The organism is Pseudomonas sp. E6002 (genome assembly GCF_013385565.1).
Lineage (GTDB): Bacteria > Pseudomonadota > Gammaproteobacteria > Pseudomonadales > Pseudomonadaceae > Aquipseudomonas.
Genome location: NZ_JACAPT010000051.1, coordinates 1 through 18,022, shown reverse-complemented (window position 1 = coordinate 18,022; position 18,022 = coordinate 1). Strand labels below are relative to the sequence as shown.

The window sequence follows — 18,022 nt, the reverse complement described above, 5'->3', positions numbered from 1 at the left end:
TGCCACTAACGGCCCGCGCCTGACCGGTGCGGGCCGTTTATACGAGTCTTGATCACCATGCTTGTGCCCTCTCCCTGGCGCGCCGATTTTCCGGCCATCGCCACCCTGCAACGGCAAGACCAGACCTATCTGGACAACGCCGCCACCACGCAAAAACCTCAAGCCCTGCTGGACGCCATCAGCCATTACTACGCCAATGGCGCAGCCAATGTGCACCGTGCCCAGCATTTGCCGGGCGCCCACGCGACCCAGGCTTTCGAGGACAGTCGCAGCAAGGTGGCACAGTGGCTGAACGTCGGTGACGAGGGGCAAATCATCTTCACCCACGGCGCGACATCGGCGCTGAACCTCCTGGCTTATGGCCTTGAGCACCTATTCAACCCGGGCGACGAGATTGTCATCAGCGCCCTGGAGCACCACGCCAACCTGCTGCCGTGGCAGCAACTGGCCAAGCGTCGCGAGCTGGCGCTGGTGGTACTGCCGCTTGACGATGACGGCTTGATCGACCTGCAAGCCGCCGCCCAACTGATCGGCCCGCGCACCCGCCTGCTGGCGGTGAGCCAACTGTCCAATGTGCTTGGCGCCTGGCAGCCGTTGCCGCAACTGCTGGCGCTGGCCAAGGCCCACGATGCACTGACGGTGGTCGATGGCGCCCAGGGCATCGTGCATGGTCGCCATGATATGCAGGCCCTGGGCTGCGACTTCTACGTGTTTTCCAGCCATAAACTCTATGGGCCGGACGGCGTCGGCGTGCTGTATGGCCGCACCGAAGCCCTGCATCACCTGCGCCACTGGCAGTTTGGGGGCGAGATGGTGCAGCAGGCTGATTATCAAAGCGCCAGTTTCCGCCCGGCGCCCCTCGGTTTCGAAGCCGGGACTCCGCCGATCGCCAGCGTGATCGGCCTGGGGGCAACCCTGGATTACCTGAGTTCCCTGGACCAGCAGGCGGTGACGGCTCACGAAGCCGCCCTGCACGACTACCTGTTGCGTGGCTTGCAAGCGCGCAATGGCGTGCGCTTGCTGGGGTCGCCGCACGTCGCCCTGGCCAGCTTCGTGGTGGAAGGCGTGCACAACGCCGACCTCGCCCACTTGCTGACCGAACAAGGGATTGCGGTGCGCGCCGGCCATCATTGTGCGATGCCGCTGCTCAAGCAGATGGGATTGTCGGGGGCGATTCGGGTGTCATTGGCGCTGTACAACGACTCCGATGACCTGGAGCGCTTTTTTGAAGCGCTGGATCAAGCCCTGGATATGTTGCGATGAGCTTGCCGACTGAGGCCGTTGTCGCGCTGGAAGCGTTCCAGGCAGTCGGCAGTTGGGAGCAACGAGCCCGCCTGCTGATGCAATGGGGCGAGCGGCTGCCCGCCTTGCCGGACGAAGACAAGGTAGACGTCAACCTGGTGCAGGGCTGTGAAAGCCTGGTGTGGCTGGTGGGGCGCTTGCAGGATGGGCATTGGCAGTTTGCCGCCAGCAGCGATGCACGGCTGATACGCGGGCTGGTGGCGTTGTTGCTGGCGCGGGTCAACGGTGTGTCTGCCGCCGAACTGCAAGCCGTCGACTTGCCCGGCTGGTTTGAGCAACTGGGCCTGTCGCGGCAGTTATCGCCGTCGCGCAGCAATGGGTTGAATGCGGTGCTGCAGCGCATGCGGGAGTTGAGCCTCACACAAAACTAAATGTGGGAGCGGGCTTGCTCGCGAAAGCGGTGTATCAGTCGACCTGTCTGGTGACTGACACTCCGCCTTCGCGAGCAAGCCCGCTCCCACATTTTGATCTTTTCAGGGTGCAGAGATCGGTGTTGCCTGAACTCTGTCAGCAGGCCGGCGCACCCCGGCCACTATCTTGTCCACCGCCTTGGTCGCGGCCACCATGCCGAAGGTCGCAGTCACCATCATCACCGCGCCAAACCCGCCGGCACAGTCCAGCTTCACGCCATCCCCGACAAAACTCTTCTGCAAACAGATGCTGCCGTCCGGCTTCGGGTAACGCAGCTGTTCGGTGGAGAACACGCAGGGCACGCTGTAGTGGCGGGTCACAGTGCGGGAGAAGCCATAGTCGCGACGCAACGTGGAGCGCACCTTCGACGCCAGCGGGTCATTGAACGTACGGTTCAAGTCACACACCTGAATCAACGTCGGATCAATCTGCCCGCCCGCGCCGCCGGTGGTGATGATCTGGATCTTGCGCCGCTTGCACCAGGCAATCAGTGCGGCCTTGGCGTTCACACTGTCGATGCAGTCGATCACGCAATCGATATTGGGCGTGATGTACTCGGCCATCGTCTCGCGAGTCACGAAGTCCGCCACCGCGTGCACGGTGCAATCCGGGTTGATGCCTTTCAGGCGCTCGGCCATGACCTCGACCTTGGCCTTGCCCACGGTGCTGTCCAGCGCATGCAGCTGGCGGTTGCTGTTGCTGACGCATACATCATCGAGGTCAAACAGCGAAATCTCGCCCACGCCACAGCGAGCGATGGCTTCCGCCGCCCACGAACCCACCCCGCCCACGCCGACGATGGCCACATGGGCCGCCTTCAGGCGCTCCAGGCCTTCAATGCCATACAAGCGGGCGACGCCGGCAAACCGTGGATCTTCTGTACTCATGACCATTACCCCAAAAACCGGCGCGCATTATAGGGCTACACAGCGACAAGTTTTAAACTACAAGCTACAAGTAAGAGAACTTACGACGAGTTGCACTGCCCAATGTCCGGTTTTTCCCGGCTTGCTGTACGGTCGGTGAAAGGCCAGTGTAGGATGCGCGCCGTTCGGCGCAGGCCGACACCTCTTTTCGTTCCACACCCTTTGGAACCCGAAATAGCCATGTCATCGCGTAAATTTGGACTCAACCTGGTGGTGGTGCTGGCAATTGCCGCGCTGTTCACCGGCTTCTGGGCGCTGATCAACCGCCCGGTCAATGCCCCTAACTGGCCCGAGCAGATCTCCGGTTTTTCGTACTCGCCGTTCCAGCAAGGCCAGTACCCACAGAAAGACCAGTATCCGACCGACGATCAAATGCGTCAGGACCTTGCGATCATGAGCAAGCTGACGGACAACATCCGTACCTACTCGGTCGACGGCACCCTGGGGGATATCCCCAAGCTGGCGGAAGAATTCGGCCTGCGGGTGACCCTGGGGATCTGGATCAGTCCGGACCTCGAGCGCAACGAGCGCGAGATCCAGCGCGCCATCGAAATCGCCAACAGCTCCCGCAGCGTAGTGCGGGTAGTGGTGGGCAACGAGGCGCTGTTCCGTGAGGAAATCACTCCGGAGGCGTTGATCGTGCTGCTGGATCGGGTACGGGCCGCCGTCAAGGTGCCCGTAACCACCTCAGAGCAATGGCACATCTGGGAACACAACCCGCAACTGGCCAAGCACGTCGACCTGATCGCCGCGCACATCCTGCCGTACTGGGAACATATCCCGGTGGACAAGGCCGGCCAGTTCGTCCTCGATCGCGCACGGGACCTGAAGAAGACCTTCCCGAAAAAGCCGCTGTTGCTGTCGGAGGTTGGCTGGCCGAGCAACGGACGGATGCGTGGCGGTGCTGACGCCTCCCCCGCCGACCAGGCGATTTACCTGCGCACGCTGGTTAACACGCTGAACCGCCAGGGCTACAACTACTTCGTGATCGAAGCGTTTGACCAGCCATGGAAAGCCAGCGACGAAGGCTCTGTAGGCGCCTATTGGGGCGTGTTCAACGCCGCACGCCAGCAGAAATTCAACTTTGATGGCCCGGTGGTCGCGATTCCGCAATGGCGAGTGCTGGCGATCGGCTCGGTGGTGCTTGCGCTGCTGTCCCTGACCCTGCTGATGATCGACGGCTCGGCCCTGCGCCAGCGCGGCCGTACGTTCCTGACCTTTATCGCGTTCCTGTGCGGGTCGGTATTGGTGTGGATCGGTTATGACTACAGCCAGCAATACAGCACCTGGTTCAGCTTGACGGTGGGCTTCCTGCTGGCACTCGGCGCCCTGGGCGTATTTATCGTGTTGCTGACCGAAGCCCATGAGCTGGCCGAAGCAGTCTGGACCCACAAACGCCGGCGTGAATTCCTGCCGGTTGAAGGGGATTCGGACTACCGCCCGAAAGTCTCGATCCACGTGCCGTGCTACAACGAGCCGCCGGAGATGGTCAAACAGACCCTCGACGCCCTGGCCGCCCTCGATTATCCGGACTACGAAGTCCTGATCATCGACAACAACACCAAGGACCCGGCCGTGTGGGAGCCGGTGCGCGACTACTGCGAAACCCTCGGCCCGCGCTTCAAGTTCTTCCACGTCTCGCCCCTGGCCGGTTTCAAGGGCGGCGCACTGAACTACCTGATCCCGCACACCGCTAAGGATGCCGAAGTGATCGCGGTGATCGACTCCGATTACTGCGTGTCGCCAAACTGGCTCAAGCACATGGTGCCGCACTTCGCCGACCCGAAAATCGCCGTGGTGCAGTCGCCACAGGATTATCGCGACCAGAACGAAAGCACCTTCAAGAAGCTCTGCTACGCGGAATACAAAGGCTTCTTCCATATCGGCATGGTCACCCGCAACGACCGTGACGCGATCATCCAGCACGGCACGATGACCATGACCCGTCGCTCGGTGCTGGAAGAGCTGGGCTGGGCCGACTGGTGCATCTGTGAGGATGCCGAGCTGGGCCTGCGGGTCTTCGAGAAGGGCCTGTCGGCGGCGTACTACCACGACAGCTACGGCAAGGGCCTGATGCCCGATACCTTTATCGACTTCAAGAAACAGCGTTTCCGCTGGGCCTACGGCGCGATCCAGATCATCAAGCGCCACACTGCGAGCCTCTTGCGCGGCAAGGACACCGAGCTGACCCGTGGCCAGCGCTACCACTTCCTCGCGGGGTGGTTGCCGTGGGTGGCCGACGGCATGAACATCTTCTTCACCGTGGGCGCCTTGTTGTGGTCGGCGGCGATGATTATCGTGCCGACGCGGGTTGACCCGCCGCTGCTGATTTTCGCGATCCCGCCACTGGCGTTGTTCGTGTTCAAGGTCGGCAAGATCATCTTCCTCTACCGTCGTGCGGTGGGTGTGAACCTGAAAGATGCGTTCTGCGCGGCACTGGCCGGGCTGGCGTTGTCGCACACCATCGCCAAGGCGGTGCTGTACGGGTTCTTCACCACCAGCATTCCGTTCTTCCGTACACCGAAGAACGCCGATAACCACGGTTTCTGGGTGGCGATCTCCGAAGCCCGGGAAGAGATGTTCATCATGCTGCTGTTGTGGGGTGCGGCACTGGGGATTTACCTGGTGCAGGGCCTGCCGAGCAATGACATGCGCTTCTGGGTGGTGATGTTGCTGGTGCAGTCGCTGCCGTATGTGGCGGCGCTGATCATGGCGTTCCTGTCGTCGCTGCCGAAACCGGCACCGAAGCAAGAGCCTGTGGCCGCTGCTTAAAATCCTGCGCAATGCACTAAACGGCGGCCTCTGGCCGCCGTTTTGCTATAAGATAACGGCCATTTTGTGAGACTTGGCTCAGGCCATTGCTTTGTGTGGGAGCGGGCTTGCTCGCGAATGCGCCGGGTCAGTTCATAGATTGTTGACTGACACTCCGTATTCGCGAGCAAGCCCGCTCCCACACAAGCCCCCTCCCACATAAGCCTTGCGCCCTGACATGCTTCTGGAGTTTTTACATGACGGCCCACGCCGACCTTTCGCCGACCCTCCAACTCGCTATCGACCTGATCCGCCGCCCGTCGGTGACGCCGGTCGACGCCGATTGCCAGAAGCTGATGATGCAGCGCCTGGGCGACGCCGGTTTTGCGCTTGAGCCGATGCGCATCGAGGATGTGGATAACTTCTGGGCCACCCACGGCAAACACGAAGGCCCGGTATTGTGCTTCGCCGGCCACACCGACGTGGTGCCGACCGGCCCGGTCAAGGCCTGGCAGAACGACCCGTTCGACGCGCTGATCGATGAAAACGGCATGCTCTGCGGCCGTGGCGCAGCCGACATGAAAGGCAGCCTGGCGGCGATGCTGGTCGCTTCCGAGCGATTTGTGACCGACTACCCGGACCACAAGGGTTCGGTCGCATTCCTGATCACCAGTGACGAAGAAGGCCCGGCGCACCACGGCACCAAGGCCGTGATCGAACGCCTGGCAGCCCGCAAGGAGCGCCTGGACTGGTGCATCGTCGGCGAACCGTCGAGCACCACCCTGGTGGGCGACGTGGTCAAGAACGGCCGTCGCGGCTCCCTCGGCGCCACCCTGACCGTGCGCGGCGTGCAAGGCCATGTGGCCTACCCGCACCTGGCGAAGAACCCGATCCACCTGGCGGCTCCGGCCCTGGCCGAACTGGCCGCCGAGCACTGGGACGATGGCAACACCTTCTTCCCGCCTACCAGCTTCCAGATTTCCAACCTCAACTCCGGCACCGGCGCCACCAACGTGATCCCGGGCGACCTGACGGCGGTGTTCAACTTCCGCTTCTCCACCGAGTCCACCGTCGAAGGCCTGCAGCAGCGGGTCGCGGCGATTCTCGACAAGCATGGCCTGGACTGGCATGTGGAGTGGGCGCTGTCGGGCCTGCCGTTCCTCACCGAACCGGGCGCGTTGCTCGATGCGGTCTCCGCCAGCATCAAGGCCGTCACCGGTCGCGAGACCCAGGCGTCCACCAGCGGCGGCACCTCCGATGGGCGCTTCATCGCGACCCTCGGCACTCAGGTGGTGGAGCTGGGCCCGGTCAACGCGACGATCCATCAGGTCAACGAGCGCATCCTCGCCAGCGACCTCGATGTGCTGACCGAAATCTACTACCAGACCCTGATCAAGTTGCTCGCCTGATGCTCGCTTGCCCCATTTGCAGCGCACCGCTCCATGAAGTGGACAACGGCGTAGCCTGCCCGGCCGGGCACCGTTTCGACCGGGCGCGCCAGGGTTACCTGAACCTGTTGCCGGTGCAGCACAAGAACAGCCGTGACCCGGGCGACAACCTGGCGATGGTGGAAGCGCGCCGCGACTTCCTCAACGCCGGGCATTACGCCCCGGTGGCCAGGCGCCTGGCCGAACTGGCCGCTGAACGCAAACCCCAGCGCTGGCTGGATATCGGCTGTGGCGAGGGTTACTACACCGCACAGATCGCCGACGCCCTGCTGCGCGCCGATGGTTATGCCCTGGATATTTCCAGGGAAGCGGTCAAGCGCGCCTGCAAGCGCAACCCCACGGTGACCTGGTTGATCGCCAGCATGGCCCGGGTGCCGTTGGCCGATGCCAGTTGCCAGTTCCTGGCCAGCGTGTTCAGCCCGCTGGACTGGCTGGAGGCCAAGCGCCTGCTCAGCCCGGGCGGTGGCTTGATGAAAGTCGGCCCCACCCGCGGCCACCTGATGGAACTGCGTGAGCGTTTGTACGACGAAGTGCGCGAGTACACCGACGACAAGCACCTGGCGCTGGTGCCGCAGGGCATGAGCCTGCAACACAGCGAAACCCTGGAGTTCAAGCTCAGCCTGGCCGATCCCAAGGATCGCGCCAACCTGCTGGCGATGACGCCCCACGGCTGGCGCGCGAGTGCCGAACGCCGGGCCCGGGTGATCGAAGCCGCCGAACCGCTGCTGGTCACTGTGTCGATGCGCTACGACTATTTCGTGCTTCAATAACCCATTATTTTTGTGGGCCTCGGGGCCCACACCGAATCCGCGAATGGATTTTCAAAATCCCGCAACGAGGAACATCCATGCGCCAACCTGATATCGAGATTTACCTCAAGGACGCCGACGTCGACCACAAGGCCATCGCCGCCTGGTTGGGCGCCGCCCTGGGCCCGTGCACCGACTGGGTCCAGCGCGGCCAGACCTACAAGTGCAAAGCCGGCAGCGTACCGGTCACCTGGCTGCCGAAAGCCGTAGGCAAATGGAACAGCCTGTACCTGGAAAGCGACCAGACCCCGTGGGAAGACGACATCGCCTGCGCCCGCGCAGCCTTTGCCGCGCTGAACGTCGAAGTGCGTTGCGCGCCGGGCAGCTGGGTTGAGGAAGAAGGTGAAGAAAGCGCGGATACCTGGATTCGTATCAGCGCAGACGGTGAAGAGCAGATCACCTGGAAAACAACCTGATCTAACGCTGTAAATCCAATCAAGAATGTGGGAGCGGGCTTGCTCGCGAATGCAGTGTGTCAGTCACCTGAGTATCAACTGTCACTCCGCTTTCGCGAGCAAGCCCGCTCCCACATGGGTTATCCGGTGTCGCTGAATTGTTTACAGGCCCACCACATCCTCAGCCTGCAAGCCCTTCTCGCCCGTCACCACTGCGTATTCCACCTGCTGGCCTTCGGCCAATGAACGATGCCCTTCACCGCGAATGGCGCGGTAGTGCACAAACACATCCTTGCCATCTTCCCGCTGGATAAAGCCATAGCCCTTGGCGTCGTTGAACCACTTCACATTGCCGGTTTCGCGCGTTGCCATCTGTTTTGCTCCCACATGCTTTTTATAAGTACGTTTATTGTTGAGTCGTCGCAGTTGAACTGCCGAGTATAAGACAGGCTCAAAAAGCTTCAACTCAAGATTACTTCGCCGCTTTTTTGCCGATTTTCGGCTAATACTGCACACTAGCGCCCCGAGCACCTGCCCGGTTTTTTTCCCCACTCAAAGCAGAAGCCGTATGACCCGTTCTCCCTTTCGCCGTCTGGTATTTGGCACCTTGCGCCGGCTGTTGTACCTCTGGGTTCGCTCAGAGACGATCAACCAGTCGTCCCTTACCTTGAACCTCGACCGCAGCCGTCCGGTGTTTTACGTCCTGCAATCTCCATCCCTCACCGAATTGGCGGTGGTTGATACCGAATGTACCAAGGCCGGCCTGCCGCGCCCGGTGCTGCCGGTGTCGGTCGGCCCGCTGATGGAGCCGGCAGCCTTCTTCTACCTGACGCCCGACCCCGACTGGCTGGGGCGCCAGGACAAGCGTGGCGCCCCACCCACCCTGACCCGCCTGGTGGATGTGCTCACCGAACACGCCGAAGAGAATGCACAGATCATTCCAGTCAGCGTGTTCTGGGGCCAGTCGCCCGACAGCGAGTCCAGCCCCTGGAAACTGCTGTTCGCCGACAGCTGGGCCGTCACCGGCCGCCTGCGCCGGCTGCTGAGCATCCTGATCCTGGGCCGCAAGACCCGGGTGCAATTCTCCGCGCCCATCAACCTGCGTGAGTTGATCGAGCACAATAAAGGCCACGAACGCACCGTGCGCATGGCCCAGCGCATCCTGCGGGTGCACTTTCGCAACCTGAAAACCGCAGTGATCGGCCCCGACCTGTCCCACCGGCGCAACCTGGTGAAGGGCCTGGTGAACATGCCACTGGTACGCCAGGCGATCCTCGACGAGGCCGAACGCGAGAAAATCACCCCCGAGAAAGCCAAGGCCCAGGCCCTGCGCTATGGCAACGAGATCGCCTCGGACTACACCTACACCGCCATCCGTTTCCTCGAAGTGGTGCTGAGCTGGTTCTGGAACAAGATCTACGACGGCATCAAGGTCAACAACATCGAAGGTGTGCAAAAGGTCGCCCAGGGCCACGAGGTGATCTATGTACCGTGCCATCGCAGCCATATCGACTACCTGCTGCTCTCCTACCTCCTGTTCAAGAATGGCTTGACCCCGCCGCACATCGCCGCCGGGATCAACCTGAACATGCCGGTGATCGGCAGCCTGTTGCGCCGTGGCGGGGCGTTTTTCATGCGCCGTACTTTCAAGGGCAACCCGCTGTACACCTCGGTGTTCAACGAATACCTGCACACCTTGTTCACCAAGGGTTTCCCGGTGGAATACTTCGTCGAAGGCGGACGCTCGCGCACCGGGCGCATGCTGCAACCGAAGACCGGGATGCTGGCGATCACCCTGCGCAGCTTCCTGCGTTCCTCGCGCATGCCCATCGTGTTCGTGCCGGTGTACATCGGCTATGAGCGGGTGCTGGAAGGCCGCACTTACCTGGGCGAACTGCGCGGTGCGAGCAAGAAGAAAGAGTCGATTTTCGATATTTTCAAAGTGGTCGGCGCCCTCAAGCAGCGCTTTGGCCAGGTCGCCGTGAACTTCGGCGAACCGATCAAGCTGGCTGAATTCCTCGACAGCGAGCAGCCCGACTGGCGCTCCCAGGAGCTGGGCCCGAACTACAAGCCGGCGTGGCTCAACGAAACCACCAATCGCCTCGGCGAACGGGTGGCGCAACACTTGAACGAAGCGGCGGCGATCAATCCGGTGAACCTGGTGGCCCTCGCGCTGCTGTCCACCACCCGCCTGGCCCTGGACGAACAGGCGATGGCGCGCCAGCTGGATCTGTACCTGGCACTGCTGCGCAAGGTGCCCTACTCGCCCCACACCACCTTGCCCGAGGGGGATGGCCTGGCGCTGATCAACCATGTAAAGGACATGAAACTGCTGTCGGAGCAGAGCGATGCCCTGGGCAAAATCCTTTATCTGGACGAGCAAAATGCCGTCCTGATGACCTACTACCGCAACAACGTGCTGCACATCTTTGCCCTGCCGGCGCTGCTGGCGAGTTTCTTCCAGAGCAGCTCGCGCATGAGCCGCGAACAAATCCTGCGCTATACCCGCGCGCTCTACCCGTACCTGCAATCGGAGCTGTTTATCCGCTGGTCCCTGGACGAACTGGATGCTGTGGTCGACCAGTGGCTGGACGCCTTCGTCGAACAAGGCCTGCTGCGTTTTGAAAACGACGTGTACCTGCGCCCGGCGCCCAGCTCACGGCAGTTTGTGCTGTTGACCCTGCTGTCCAAGAGCATCGCCCAGACCCTGCAACGCTTCTACATGGCGATCTCGCTGCTGCTCAACAGCGGCCAGAACAGCATCAGCGCCGAAGAGCTGGAAGACCTGTGCACGGTCATGGCCCAGCGCCTGTCGATCCTGCACGGCCTGAATGCCCCGGAGTTCTTCGACAAGAGCCTTTTCCGACATTTTATCCAGACCCTGCTGGAGCAAGATGTGCTGCGTCGCGACGAGGCCGGCAAACTGAGCTATCACCCGCTGCTGGGTGAGCTGGCCGAAGGCGCAGCCAAACGCGTATTGCCCGCGGAGATTCGCCTGTCGATTCGCCAGGTCGCACTGCATCGCAGCGAAGAGGCGCCAGACCAGCCTGTGGTACCCGAAGAAACACACTAGAGTGACCGAGGCGCCAGGGTGTTTCTGGCGCCGTTGACAAGGAGCTGCACCATGAAAAAAATCATCCTCCTGGGCCTGACCGCCCTGCTGGGAGCCTGCCAGACCATGAGCCCCGCGCCCAAAGCCAGCCTCGATGGCGAAGTCTTCTACCTGCAACGCATCGCCCTGCCGCCCGCCGCCACCTTGAGTGTGACCCTGCAGGATGTGTCCTTGATGGACGCCCCGGCCGTGACCCTGGCCGAGCAGAAAGGCCCGGTGAAAGGCCAGGTGCCGCTGCCCTTTCATCTGAGCTACGACCCGACCCAGGTCAAGCCTGGCCACAGTTACTCGGTAAGCGCTCGCATCGAACTGGAGGGCAAGCTACTGTTTATCACCACCGAACGGCACTCCGTGCAGTTGAACGGCCAGGACCCACAACCGCTGCGCCTGCGCGTGGATGCGGTTGCACACTGATTAAAATATCGAACATAAGGAAGCGCCCATGCTCCGTAACTCCCTTCGCCTCACTGCCCTGTGCGCCGGCTTGCTGCTCGGTGCCAACGCCATGGCCTTGTCCCTCGGCAGCCTGTCCCAGGGCGACGCCACCGGCGGCCTCAAGGATGCACTGACCCAAGGCGCACAGATTGCCGTGAAACAACTGGGTGTGCCCGGTGGTTTCAGCAACAACCCCGAAGTGAAGATCGGCCTGCCGGGCAAGTTGGGCAAAGTCGCTGACAAGTTGAAAATGTTCGGCATGGGTGACCAGGTCACGCAACTTGAAACCAGCATGAACAAGGCGGCCGAGTCTGCTGTCACCCAGGCCCAGCCGATCCTGGTAAACGCGGTGAAAAACATGAGCGTGACCGATGCCAAGGGCATCCTCACCGGCGGCCAGGACTCGGCCACCCAGTACCTGAACAAAAGCAGCCGTGACGAGATCCGGGCCAAGTTCCTGCCGATCGTCAAGGCCGCTACCGACAAGGTCGGCGTGGCCCAGCAGTACAACGCGCTCGCCGGCAAGGCCGCCACCTTTGGCGCCATTGATGCCAAGAGCGCCAATGTCGAAAGCTACGTGACCGAACAGGCGCTGGACGGGCTGTTCAAGATGATCGCCCAGCAGGAAGAAACCATTCGCAAGAACCCGGCGGCGGCTGCCACCAGCTTGGCCAAGAAGGTGTTCGGGGCGCTGTAGACCATACCCGGCAACTAAAAACGCCCTGAACTATTCAGGGCGTTTTTTTTAATAGCGGCACTTGCAAGGCAAATCACTACCCACGGCATTGCTGTTGCTGCTGTTGGTGGTGTTGTTTTCGGTTTTGATATTAATGTTGATCTCGGGCTGGCCATTGCCATTGGACCGACCGGAATTCGGCCCTATTCCAAATACAGCCCCCAACAGGTGCAGTGGTGAAACCAGTACTGGAAAAATCATACACACTCCTCGATATTTAGGGTCAAAAGCCCCCTCTGAGTGGCAAGGCAGCCCGAGTGGTTCCCGGGCTGCCTCGAGTCAGCGGCTATCGATGGATCGGAAAGAGTGCCGATGACCTCTGGTAGGGTTGGTGGGCCTCATGCACCGGCGCCTGGTGATACGGCTTGGGCCGCGCAGGCAGGACAGGCCCCGTTGGTCGGGAGTGATGGCCGTGGTTGAAACCGGGCCGTCCATGGCCGGGCTTGTGCGGTCGCGCCGTATCAGCTTCTTTATTGGAACCAGGCAACAGATTGCCCAGCAGTGACCCCAGGAAAGCACCTTTGAAAGCTGCCAGGGCAGACAAAATAAACATATGACACTCCATGAACTCATTGTTGTTCATCGGGACCGCAGGCTTGCGGCCCCGACAACGACGTCTGTCAATCAGACAATTCTGAGTGGAGCACCACGGGCAAACGTTCCGTCGCCCAGGGTCGCAGTTTGCGTCTATGTGTGAATGACCAGAGGCATTTCCTTACAGGACACCCCTGCCACTCGCAGCCTTACACCGCCTCCTTGCGGACCCGAAACCACGCCGCATACAGCGCGGGCAGGAACAACAGCGTCAATGCCGTCGCAACAATCAAGCCGCCCATGATCGCCACGGCCATCGGCCCGAAGAACACGCTGCGGGACAGCGGGATCATCGCCAGTACGGCCGCCAGCGCCGTCAGCACAATCGGCCGGAAGCGCCGCACGGTCGCCTCGATAATCGCCTGCCAGGGAGCCAGGCCGGCCTTGATGTCCTGCTCGATCTGGTCGACCAGAATCACCGAGTTACGCATGATCATTCCCGACAGCGCGATGGTCCCCAGCATCGCCACGAACCCAAAGGGCTGGCGGAACACCAGCAGGAACAGTGTCACCCCGATCAGGCCCAAGGGCGCCGTGAGAAACACCATCGCGGTGCGGGAAAAGCTGCGCAATTGCAGCATCAGCAAGGTCAGCACCACCACGATAAACAGCGGCACACCGGCCTTGACCGAGTTCTGCCCACGGGCGGAATCCTCGACCGTGCCGCCAACTTCCAGCAGGTAGCCGTCCGGCAGTTCAGCGCGCACGCCTTCGAGGGTCGGCAGGATCTGCTGCACCAGGGTGGCCGGTTGTTCCTTGCCGTAAATATCGGCGCGAACGGTCACGGTCGGCAGGCGATTACGGTGCCAGATGATGCCTTCCTCAAAGCCGTATTCCAGGGTCGCGATCTGCGACAGCGCAACGCTCTTGCCGTTGTCGGTCGGCACCGCCAGGCTTGGCAGCAGCGACAGCTCGGTGCGCTCATGCACCGTGCCGCGCAGCAGGATTTCGATCAACTCGTTGTCTTCGCGGTACTGGCTGACGCTGGAGCCCGTGAGGGAACTCTGGAGGAATTTCGACAGGTTGGCGGTGCTCACGCCGAGGGCACGGGCGCGGTCCTGGTCAACGTTGAGGTAGACGATCTTGCTCGGTTCTTCCCAGTCCAGGTGCACATTGACCACGTGGGTATTTTCGCGAACCTTGGCCGCCACTTTCCGCGCCAGGGCCCGGACTTCTTCGATGTGCTCGCCCGTTACCCGGAACTGCACGGGGTAGCCAACCGGCGGGCCGTTTTCAAGCCGCGTAACCCGCGAACGCAGGTCCGGGAATTGTTCGTTGAGGGTTTCGATCAGCCAGGTGCGCAAGCTTTCGCGCTCCTCGATGGTCTTGGCCAACACCACAAACTGGGCAAAGCTGGCGGCCGGCAGTTGCTGGTCCAGCGGCAGGTAGAAACGTGGCGAACCGGTACCGACATAGGCCACATAATTTTCAATACCTGCATGTTCCTTGAGCAAGGCTTCAAGGCGTTTGACCTGGTCAGCCGTATTGCTCAGGGACGCGCCTTCAGCCAGTTTCAGGTCGACCATCAGTTCCAGTCGCCCGGAAGCCGGGAAGAACTGCTGGGGCACAAAGCGGAACAGCGCCACCGAGCCGATAAACAGCAGCAAGGTCAGGACGATCACCGTCTTGCGCCGACGCACGCACCATTCCACCAGGCGTCTTACGCGCTGATAGAAGGGTGTGCCGTAGGGATCCGGCCCGTCGGTGCCATGCTTGGCCGCATGAATCTTCGCCAGGTCCGGCAGGAGTTTTTCCCCCAGGTACGGCACGAACATCACTGCGGCGACCCACGAGGCCAGCAGCGCAATGGTCACCACCTGGAAGATCGAGCGGGTGTATTCACCGGTGCTCGATTGCGCCGTGGCAATCGGCAGGAAACCCGCGGCCGTGATCAGGGTGCCGGTGAGCATCGGGAAGGCTGTGCTGGTCCAGGCGAAACTGGCGGCCTTGAGCCGGTCGTACCCCTGCTCCATTTTGATCGCCATCATTTCCACGGCGATGATCGCATCGTCCACCAGCAAGCCCAGCGCCAGCACCAGCGCGCCGAGGGAGATTTTGTGCAGGCCGATGCCGAGGTAATACATGGTGGCAAACGTCATGGCCAACACCAGCGGAATCGCCAGGGCGACCACCATGCCGGTGCGCACGCCCAGGGAGAAAAAGCTCACCAGCAACACAATCGCCAGGGCCTCGGCGAGCACCTGGACGAATTCGCCGACACTGGTTTTTACCGCTGCCGGCTGGTCCGACACCTTGCGCAGTTCCATACCGGCAGGAAGGTTCTTCTGCAGGCGTGCGAATTCGCCTTCCAGGGCCTTGCCCAGCACCAGGATGTCGCCACCATCACGCATGGCCACGGCCAGCCCGATGGCGTCGGCGCCCATGTAGCGCATGCGCGGTGCCGGTGGATCGTTGAAGCCACGATGAATCTCGGCCACGTCACCGATACGGAACGTACGATCACCGACGCGGATCGGGAAGTCGCGAATCTCCTTAACGGTCTTGAAGTTGCCGGACACCCTTAACTGCACGCGCTCGCTCGGGGTTTCAAAGAAGCCGGCGGTGGACACCGCGTTCTGTTCCTGCAACGCCTGCTGCACGGCCGCCAGCGGCAGGCCGAGGGTGGCGAGCTTGAGGTTGGACAGCTCGATCCAGATCTTCTCGTCCTGCAAGCCCAGCAGTTCGACCTTGCCGACATCCGGCACCCGTTGCAGCTGAATCTGGATGCGGTCGGCGTAGTCCTTGAGCACGGCGTAGTCAAAGCCATCGCCGGTCAGGGCGTAGATATTGCCGAAGGTGGTGCCGAATTCATCGTTGAAAAACGGGCCCTGGATATCCGGTGGCAGGGTCTGGCGAATATCGCTGATTTTCTTGCGCACCTGGTACCAGAGGTCCGGGATCTCTGCCGAGTGCATCGAGTCCCGGGCCATGAAGGTGACCTGGGATTCACCGGGCCGCGAGAAGGAGACGATGCGCTCGTAGTCGCCGGTCTCCATCAATTTCTTTTCAATACGCTCGGTGACCTGGCGCGACACTTCCTGGGCCGTAGCGCCTGGCCAGTTGGTCTTGATCACCATGGCCTTGAAGGTAAACGGCGGGTCTTCGCTTTGTCCCAGCTTGGTGTAGGACAAGGTGCCGACCACTGCCAGCAGGATCATCAGGAACAGTACGATCTGGCGATTACGCAACGCCCATTCGGAAAGATTGAAACCCATCGGGGACTACTCCTTGGCCGCCAGACTTACCACTCGATTGGCGCGATCCACCGGGCGCACTTGCTGGCCCTCATGGAGTACATGCACACCGGCGGCGATCACCCAATCAGTGGGGTTCAAGCCTTCCAGCACCGGCACGGTTTTCTCGCCAAAGGCGCCGATCCGCACCGGTGTGCGCTTGAGGGTATTGTCGGGCTGCACCACCCAGACGTAGGACGCGCCGTTCTCCGCGCTCAGGGCAGACAGCGGCACCGCCAGGGGAATCACCCCGTCAGCCTGGATGAAGACGCGAGCGCTCTGCCCCAGTTCCGCAGGCACTTTGCCGCCGGTAAACGCGACGCGGGCGGCGAAGGTTCGCGACTTTGGATCGGCAGCCGGCGACAGTTCGCGGATGCGGCCGTTGAAGCGTTGGTCGGGCTGGCTCCACAGTTCCACGGACACCGGCTGGCCAATCTTGAAACGCCCGAAGCTTTGCTCCGGCAGGCTGATCAACACCTCCCGCTCGCCATCGGTGGCCAGGGTGAATACGGTCTGGCCGGCCGACACCACCTGGCCGACTTCCACTGCACGCTTGGCGACCACGCCATCCTGGGGTGCGCGCAACACGGCGTAACCGGCCTGGTTATTGGCCACGTCGAATTCGGCCTTGATCTGCTTGAGGCGTGCTTCACCGGAGCGGTAGAGGTTTTCGGAGTTGTCGTACTGGGAGCGGCTGACCATCTGACGGTCCATCAGGGTCTTGTAGCGGTCACGCTCGGCGCGTACCAGGCTCAGGTTGGCGTCGGCAGCGGCGACCTGGGCGCGGGTGGCTTCCAGTTGCAGGCGTACGTCCTGAGGGTCGAGTTCGGCCAGGGCCTGGTTGGCCTTGACGCGCTCGCCCTCCTCCACCAGTCGTCGGCTGACTTTGCCGCCAATGCGAAAGGCCAGGTCGGGTTCATAGCGTGCACGCACCTCGCCCGGGTAGCTGTCGGAAGCCTGCGCCGAAGGCTCTGGCTGAACCACCATGGCCGGGCGGACGGTGGTTTGCGCCGCTTCTTCATGGCCACAGGCAGCCAACAGGAATAACAAGCTGGCAGGCAACGCGAGTGGCAGGAAATAGCTGCGCATGCTGAAGGACCTTTCGCTAATGGTGCTAGGAATAATTATACTGGCCAGTATGTTATTAATACCAAACTCACCAGTCCAGTAATAAAGTGAAAATGTCCGACAATCCTGTAAACACCAATAGCCCCGGGCGTCCCAAGGACATGGCAAAACGCCAGGCGATTCTTGATGCGGCGAAGATCCTGTTTTTGAGTAATGGGTATGCCAGTACCAGCATGGATGCCGTGGCAGTGGAGGCCGGGGTGTCGAAGCTGACGGTGTACAGCCATTTCACCGACAAGGAGACGCTGTTCTCGGCAGCGGTGGTTGCCAAGTGCGAAGAGCAGTTACCGGTGATGTATTTCGAGCTGCCCGAGGGTGTGCCGGTGGAGAAGGTGCTGCTCAATATCGCCCGCGGGTTTCATGTGCTGATCAATAGCGAGGAGTCGGTGAACCTGCATCGGTTGATGATGACTTCCGGGAGTCAGGATCCGAAGTTGTCGCAGATCTTTTTCGAGGCTGGGCCGATGCGTATGTTGCAGGGGATGGAGCGGCTGCTCGGTAAGATCGACCAGAGTGGCGCATTGCGTATTGCCAAGCCGTTCACCGCGGCGGAGCATTTTTTTTGCTTGCTCAAGGGGACGGCGAATTTTTGTTTGTTGTATGGGTGTGGGGGGCAACTGAGCGCTGAGGCGGCCGAGGAGCATGTGCAGGAAGTGGTTGGGTTGTTCATGCGGGCTTATCGGGCTTTTTGAACTGGGTACATATCCGTTTTTTGGGTCAGGGCCGCTTATGGTTCCGCTCT

15 protein-coding genes are annotated in these 18,022 nt (G+C 61.5%); 10 read left to right on the top strand and 5 right to left on the bottom strand.

All coding sequences use genetic code 11. The annotated features are described in order from the left end of the window. The first annotated feature begins 57 nt into the window (after nucleotides 1-57). Both HX815_RS30045 and HX815_RS30040 read left to right on the top strand, forming a co-directional pair. Nucleotides 58-1,263, top strand: coding sequence for an aminotransferase class V-fold PLP-dependent enzyme (locus tag HX815_RS30045; RefSeq protein WP_003219343.1), 1,206 nt, complete (start codon nucleotides 58-60; stop codon nucleotides 1,261-1,263). Next, complete coding sequence (locus tag HX815_RS30040; protein ID WP_177029419.1) at nucleotides 1,260-1,673, top strand: SufE family protein; 414 nt, start codon at nucleotides 1,260-1,262, stop codon at nucleotides 1,671-1,673. The genes HX815_RS30045 and HX815_RS30040 overlap by 4 nt, the downstream gene beginning before the upstream one ends. Before the next feature lie 102 nt (nucleotides 1,674-1,775). Here HX815_RS30040 and tcdA read toward each other — a convergent pair whose 3' ends face one another. Continuing rightward, nucleotides 1,776-2,600 (bottom strand): tRNA cyclic N6-threonylcarbamoyladenosine(37) synthase TcdA, encoded by an 825-nt coding sequence (gene tcdA, locus HX815_RS30035; RefSeq protein WP_167665521.1) that lies wholly within the window; start codon nucleotides 2,598-2,600, stop codon nucleotides 1,776-1,778. A 219-nt stretch (nucleotides 2,601-2,819) separates the two neighbouring features. Here tcdA and HX815_RS30030 point away from each other — a divergent pair, with 219 nt between their 5' ends. The 4 genes from HX815_RS30030 to HX815_RS30015 all read left to right on the top strand — a co-directional run bounded on the left by HX815_RS30030 (nucleotide 2,820) and on the right by HX815_RS30015 (nucleotide 8,063). Beyond that, nucleotides 2,820-5,411, top strand: a complete 2,592-nt coding sequence (locus tag HX815_RS30030) for a glycosyltransferase (protein WP_003219347.1) — start codon at nucleotides 2,820-2,822, stop codon at nucleotides 5,409-5,411. Between the two features lie 236 nt (nucleotides 5,412-5,647). After that, nucleotides 5,648-6,799 (top strand): succinyl-diaminopimelate desuccinylase, encoded by a 1,152-nt coding sequence (gene dapE / locus HX815_RS30025; RefSeq protein WP_008430488.1) that lies wholly within the window; start codon nucleotides 5,648-5,650, stop codon nucleotides 6,797-6,799. Further along, nucleotides 6,799-7,608, top strand: a complete 810-nt coding sequence (locus HX815_RS30020; protein ID WP_008430489.1) for a putative RNA methyltransferase — start codon at nucleotides 6,799-6,801, stop codon at nucleotides 7,606-7,608. The genes dapE and HX815_RS30020 overlap by 1 nt, the downstream gene beginning before the upstream one ends. Before the next feature lie 77 nt (nucleotides 7,609-7,685). Then, nucleotides 7,686-8,063, top strand: a complete 378-nt coding sequence (locus tag HX815_RS30015) for a hypothetical protein (protein ID WP_008430491.1) — start codon at nucleotides 7,686-7,688, stop codon at nucleotides 8,061-8,063. Nucleotides 8,064-8,204: 141 nt separating this feature from the next. Here the strand turns inward: HX815_RS30015 and HX815_RS30010 are convergent, their stop codons facing one another. After that, the gene (locus HX815_RS30010) at nucleotides 8,205-8,414 is read right to left on the bottom strand and encodes a cold-shock protein (RefSeq protein WP_003219353.1); all 210 of its coding nucleotides are present in this window, start codon (nucleotides 8,412-8,414) and stop codon (nucleotides 8,205-8,207) included. 196 nt (nucleotides 8,415-8,610) lie between these two features. Between HX815_RS30010 and plsB the strand changes: the two genes are divergently transcribed. Genes plsB through HX815_RS29995 form a run of 3 tightly spaced genes read left to right on the top strand, consistent with a single transcriptional unit; the run spans nucleotide 8,611 to nucleotide 12,286 of the window. After that, nucleotides 8,611-11,115 carry a glycerol-3-phosphate 1-O-acyltransferase PlsB gene (gene plsB, locus HX815_RS30005; protein ID WP_177029418.1) on the top strand — a complete coding sequence of 835 codons (2,505 nt, stop codon included), beginning with the start codon at nucleotides 8,611-8,613 and terminating at the stop codon, nucleotides 11,113-11,115. A 51-nt stretch (nucleotides 11,116-11,166) separates the two neighbouring features. Then, nucleotides 11,167-11,568, top strand: a complete 402-nt coding sequence (locus HX815_RS30000) for a YbaY family lipoprotein (protein WP_003219355.1) — start codon at nucleotides 11,167-11,169, stop codon at nucleotides 11,566-11,568. 28 nt (nucleotides 11,569-11,596) lie between these two features. Further along, nucleotides 11,597-12,286, top strand: coding sequence for a DUF4197 domain-containing protein (locus HX815_RS29995; protein WP_003219356.1), 690 nt, complete (start codon nucleotides 11,597-11,599; stop codon nucleotides 12,284-12,286). A 48-nt stretch (nucleotides 12,287-12,334) separates the two neighbouring features. On the opposite strand, the gene HX815_RS29990 is transcribed toward HX815_RS29995, so the two are convergent. From HX815_RS29990 to HX815_RS29980, 3 genes are all read right to left on the bottom strand, one after another. Next, entirely contained in the window at nucleotides 12,335-12,526 is a 192-nt protein-coding gene (locus HX815_RS29990) for a hypothetical protein (protein ID WP_177022978.1), read from the bottom strand. 542 nt (nucleotides 12,527-13,068) lie between these two features. Next, nucleotides 13,069-16,134, bottom strand: coding sequence for an efflux RND transporter permease subunit (locus tag HX815_RS29985; RefSeq protein ID WP_134325827.1), 3,066 nt, complete (start codon nucleotides 16,132-16,134; stop codon nucleotides 13,069-13,071). Nucleotides 16,135-16,140: 6 nt separating this feature from the next. Then, complete coding sequence (locus tag HX815_RS29980) at nucleotides 16,141-17,241, bottom strand: efflux RND transporter periplasmic adaptor subunit (protein WP_177029417.1); 1,101 nt, start codon at nucleotides 17,239-17,241, stop codon at nucleotides 16,141-16,143. Nucleotides 17,242-17,333: 92 nt separating this feature from the next. On the opposite strand from HX815_RS29980, the gene HX815_RS29975 reads away from it, so the two are divergent. Continuing rightward, on the top strand, nucleotides 17,334-17,972 hold the full coding sequence (locus HX815_RS29975; protein ID WP_008430503.1) for a TetR/AcrR family transcriptional regulator: 639 nt from the start codon (nucleotides 17,334-17,336) through the stop codon (nucleotides 17,970-17,972). The last annotated feature ends 50 nt before the right edge of the window (nucleotides 17,973-18,022 follow it).

Bases quoted from the DNA above. Each gene is read 5' to 3' on its own strand.
- HX815_RS30045 (WP_003219343.1), top strand. From the start codon at position 58: ATGCTTGTGCCCTCTCCCTGGCGCGCCGATTTTCCGGCCATCGCCACC.
- HX815_RS30040 (WP_177029419.1), top strand. From the start codon at position 1,260: ATGAGCTTGCCGACTGAGGCCGTTGTCGCGCTGGAAGCGTTCCAGGCA.
- tcdA (WP_167665521.1), bottom strand. From the start codon at position 2,600: ATGAGTACAGAAGATCCACGGTTTGCCGGCGTCGCCCGCTTGTATGGC.
- HX815_RS30030 (WP_003219347.1), top strand. From the start codon at position 2,820: ATGTCATCGCGTAAATTTGGACTCAACCTGGTGGTGGTGCTGGCAATT.
- dapE (WP_008430488.1), top strand. From the start codon at position 5,648: ATGACGGCCCACGCCGACCTTTCGCCGACCCTCCAACTCGCTATCGAC.
- HX815_RS30020 (WP_008430489.1), top strand. From the start codon at position 6,799: ATGCTCGCTTGCCCCATTTGCAGCGCACCGCTCCATGAAGTGGACAAC.
- HX815_RS30015 (WP_008430491.1), top strand. From the start codon at position 7,686: ATGCGCCAACCTGATATCGAGATTTACCTCAAGGACGCCGACGTCGAC.
- HX815_RS30010 (WP_003219353.1), bottom strand. From the start codon at position 8,414: ATGGCAACGCGCGAAACCGGCAATGTGAAGTGGTTCAACGACGCCAAG.
- plsB (WP_177029418.1), top strand. From the start codon at position 8,611: ATGACCCGTTCTCCCTTTCGCCGTCTGGTATTTGGCACCTTGCGCCGG.
- HX815_RS30000 (WP_003219355.1), top strand. From the start codon at position 11,167: ATGAAAAAAATCATCCTCCTGGGCCTGACCGCCCTGCTGGGAGCCTGC.
- HX815_RS29995 (WP_003219356.1), top strand. From the start codon at position 11,597: ATGCTCCGTAACTCCCTTCGCCTCACTGCCCTGTGCGCCGGCTTGCTG.
- HX815_RS29990 (WP_177022978.1), bottom strand. From the start codon at position 12,526: ATGATTTTTCCAGTACTGGTTTCACCACTGCACCTGTTGGGGGCTGTA.
- HX815_RS29985 (WP_134325827.1), bottom strand. From the start codon at position 16,134: ATGGGTTTCAATCTTTCCGAATGGGCGTTGCGTAATCGCCAGATCGTA.
- HX815_RS29980 (WP_177029417.1), bottom strand. From the start codon at position 17,241: ATGCGCAGCTATTTCCTGCCACTCGCGTTGCCTGCCAGCTTGTTATTC.
- HX815_RS29975 (WP_008430503.1), top strand. From the start codon at position 17,334: ATGTCCGACAATCCTGTAAACACCAATAGCCCCGGGCGTCCCAAGGAC.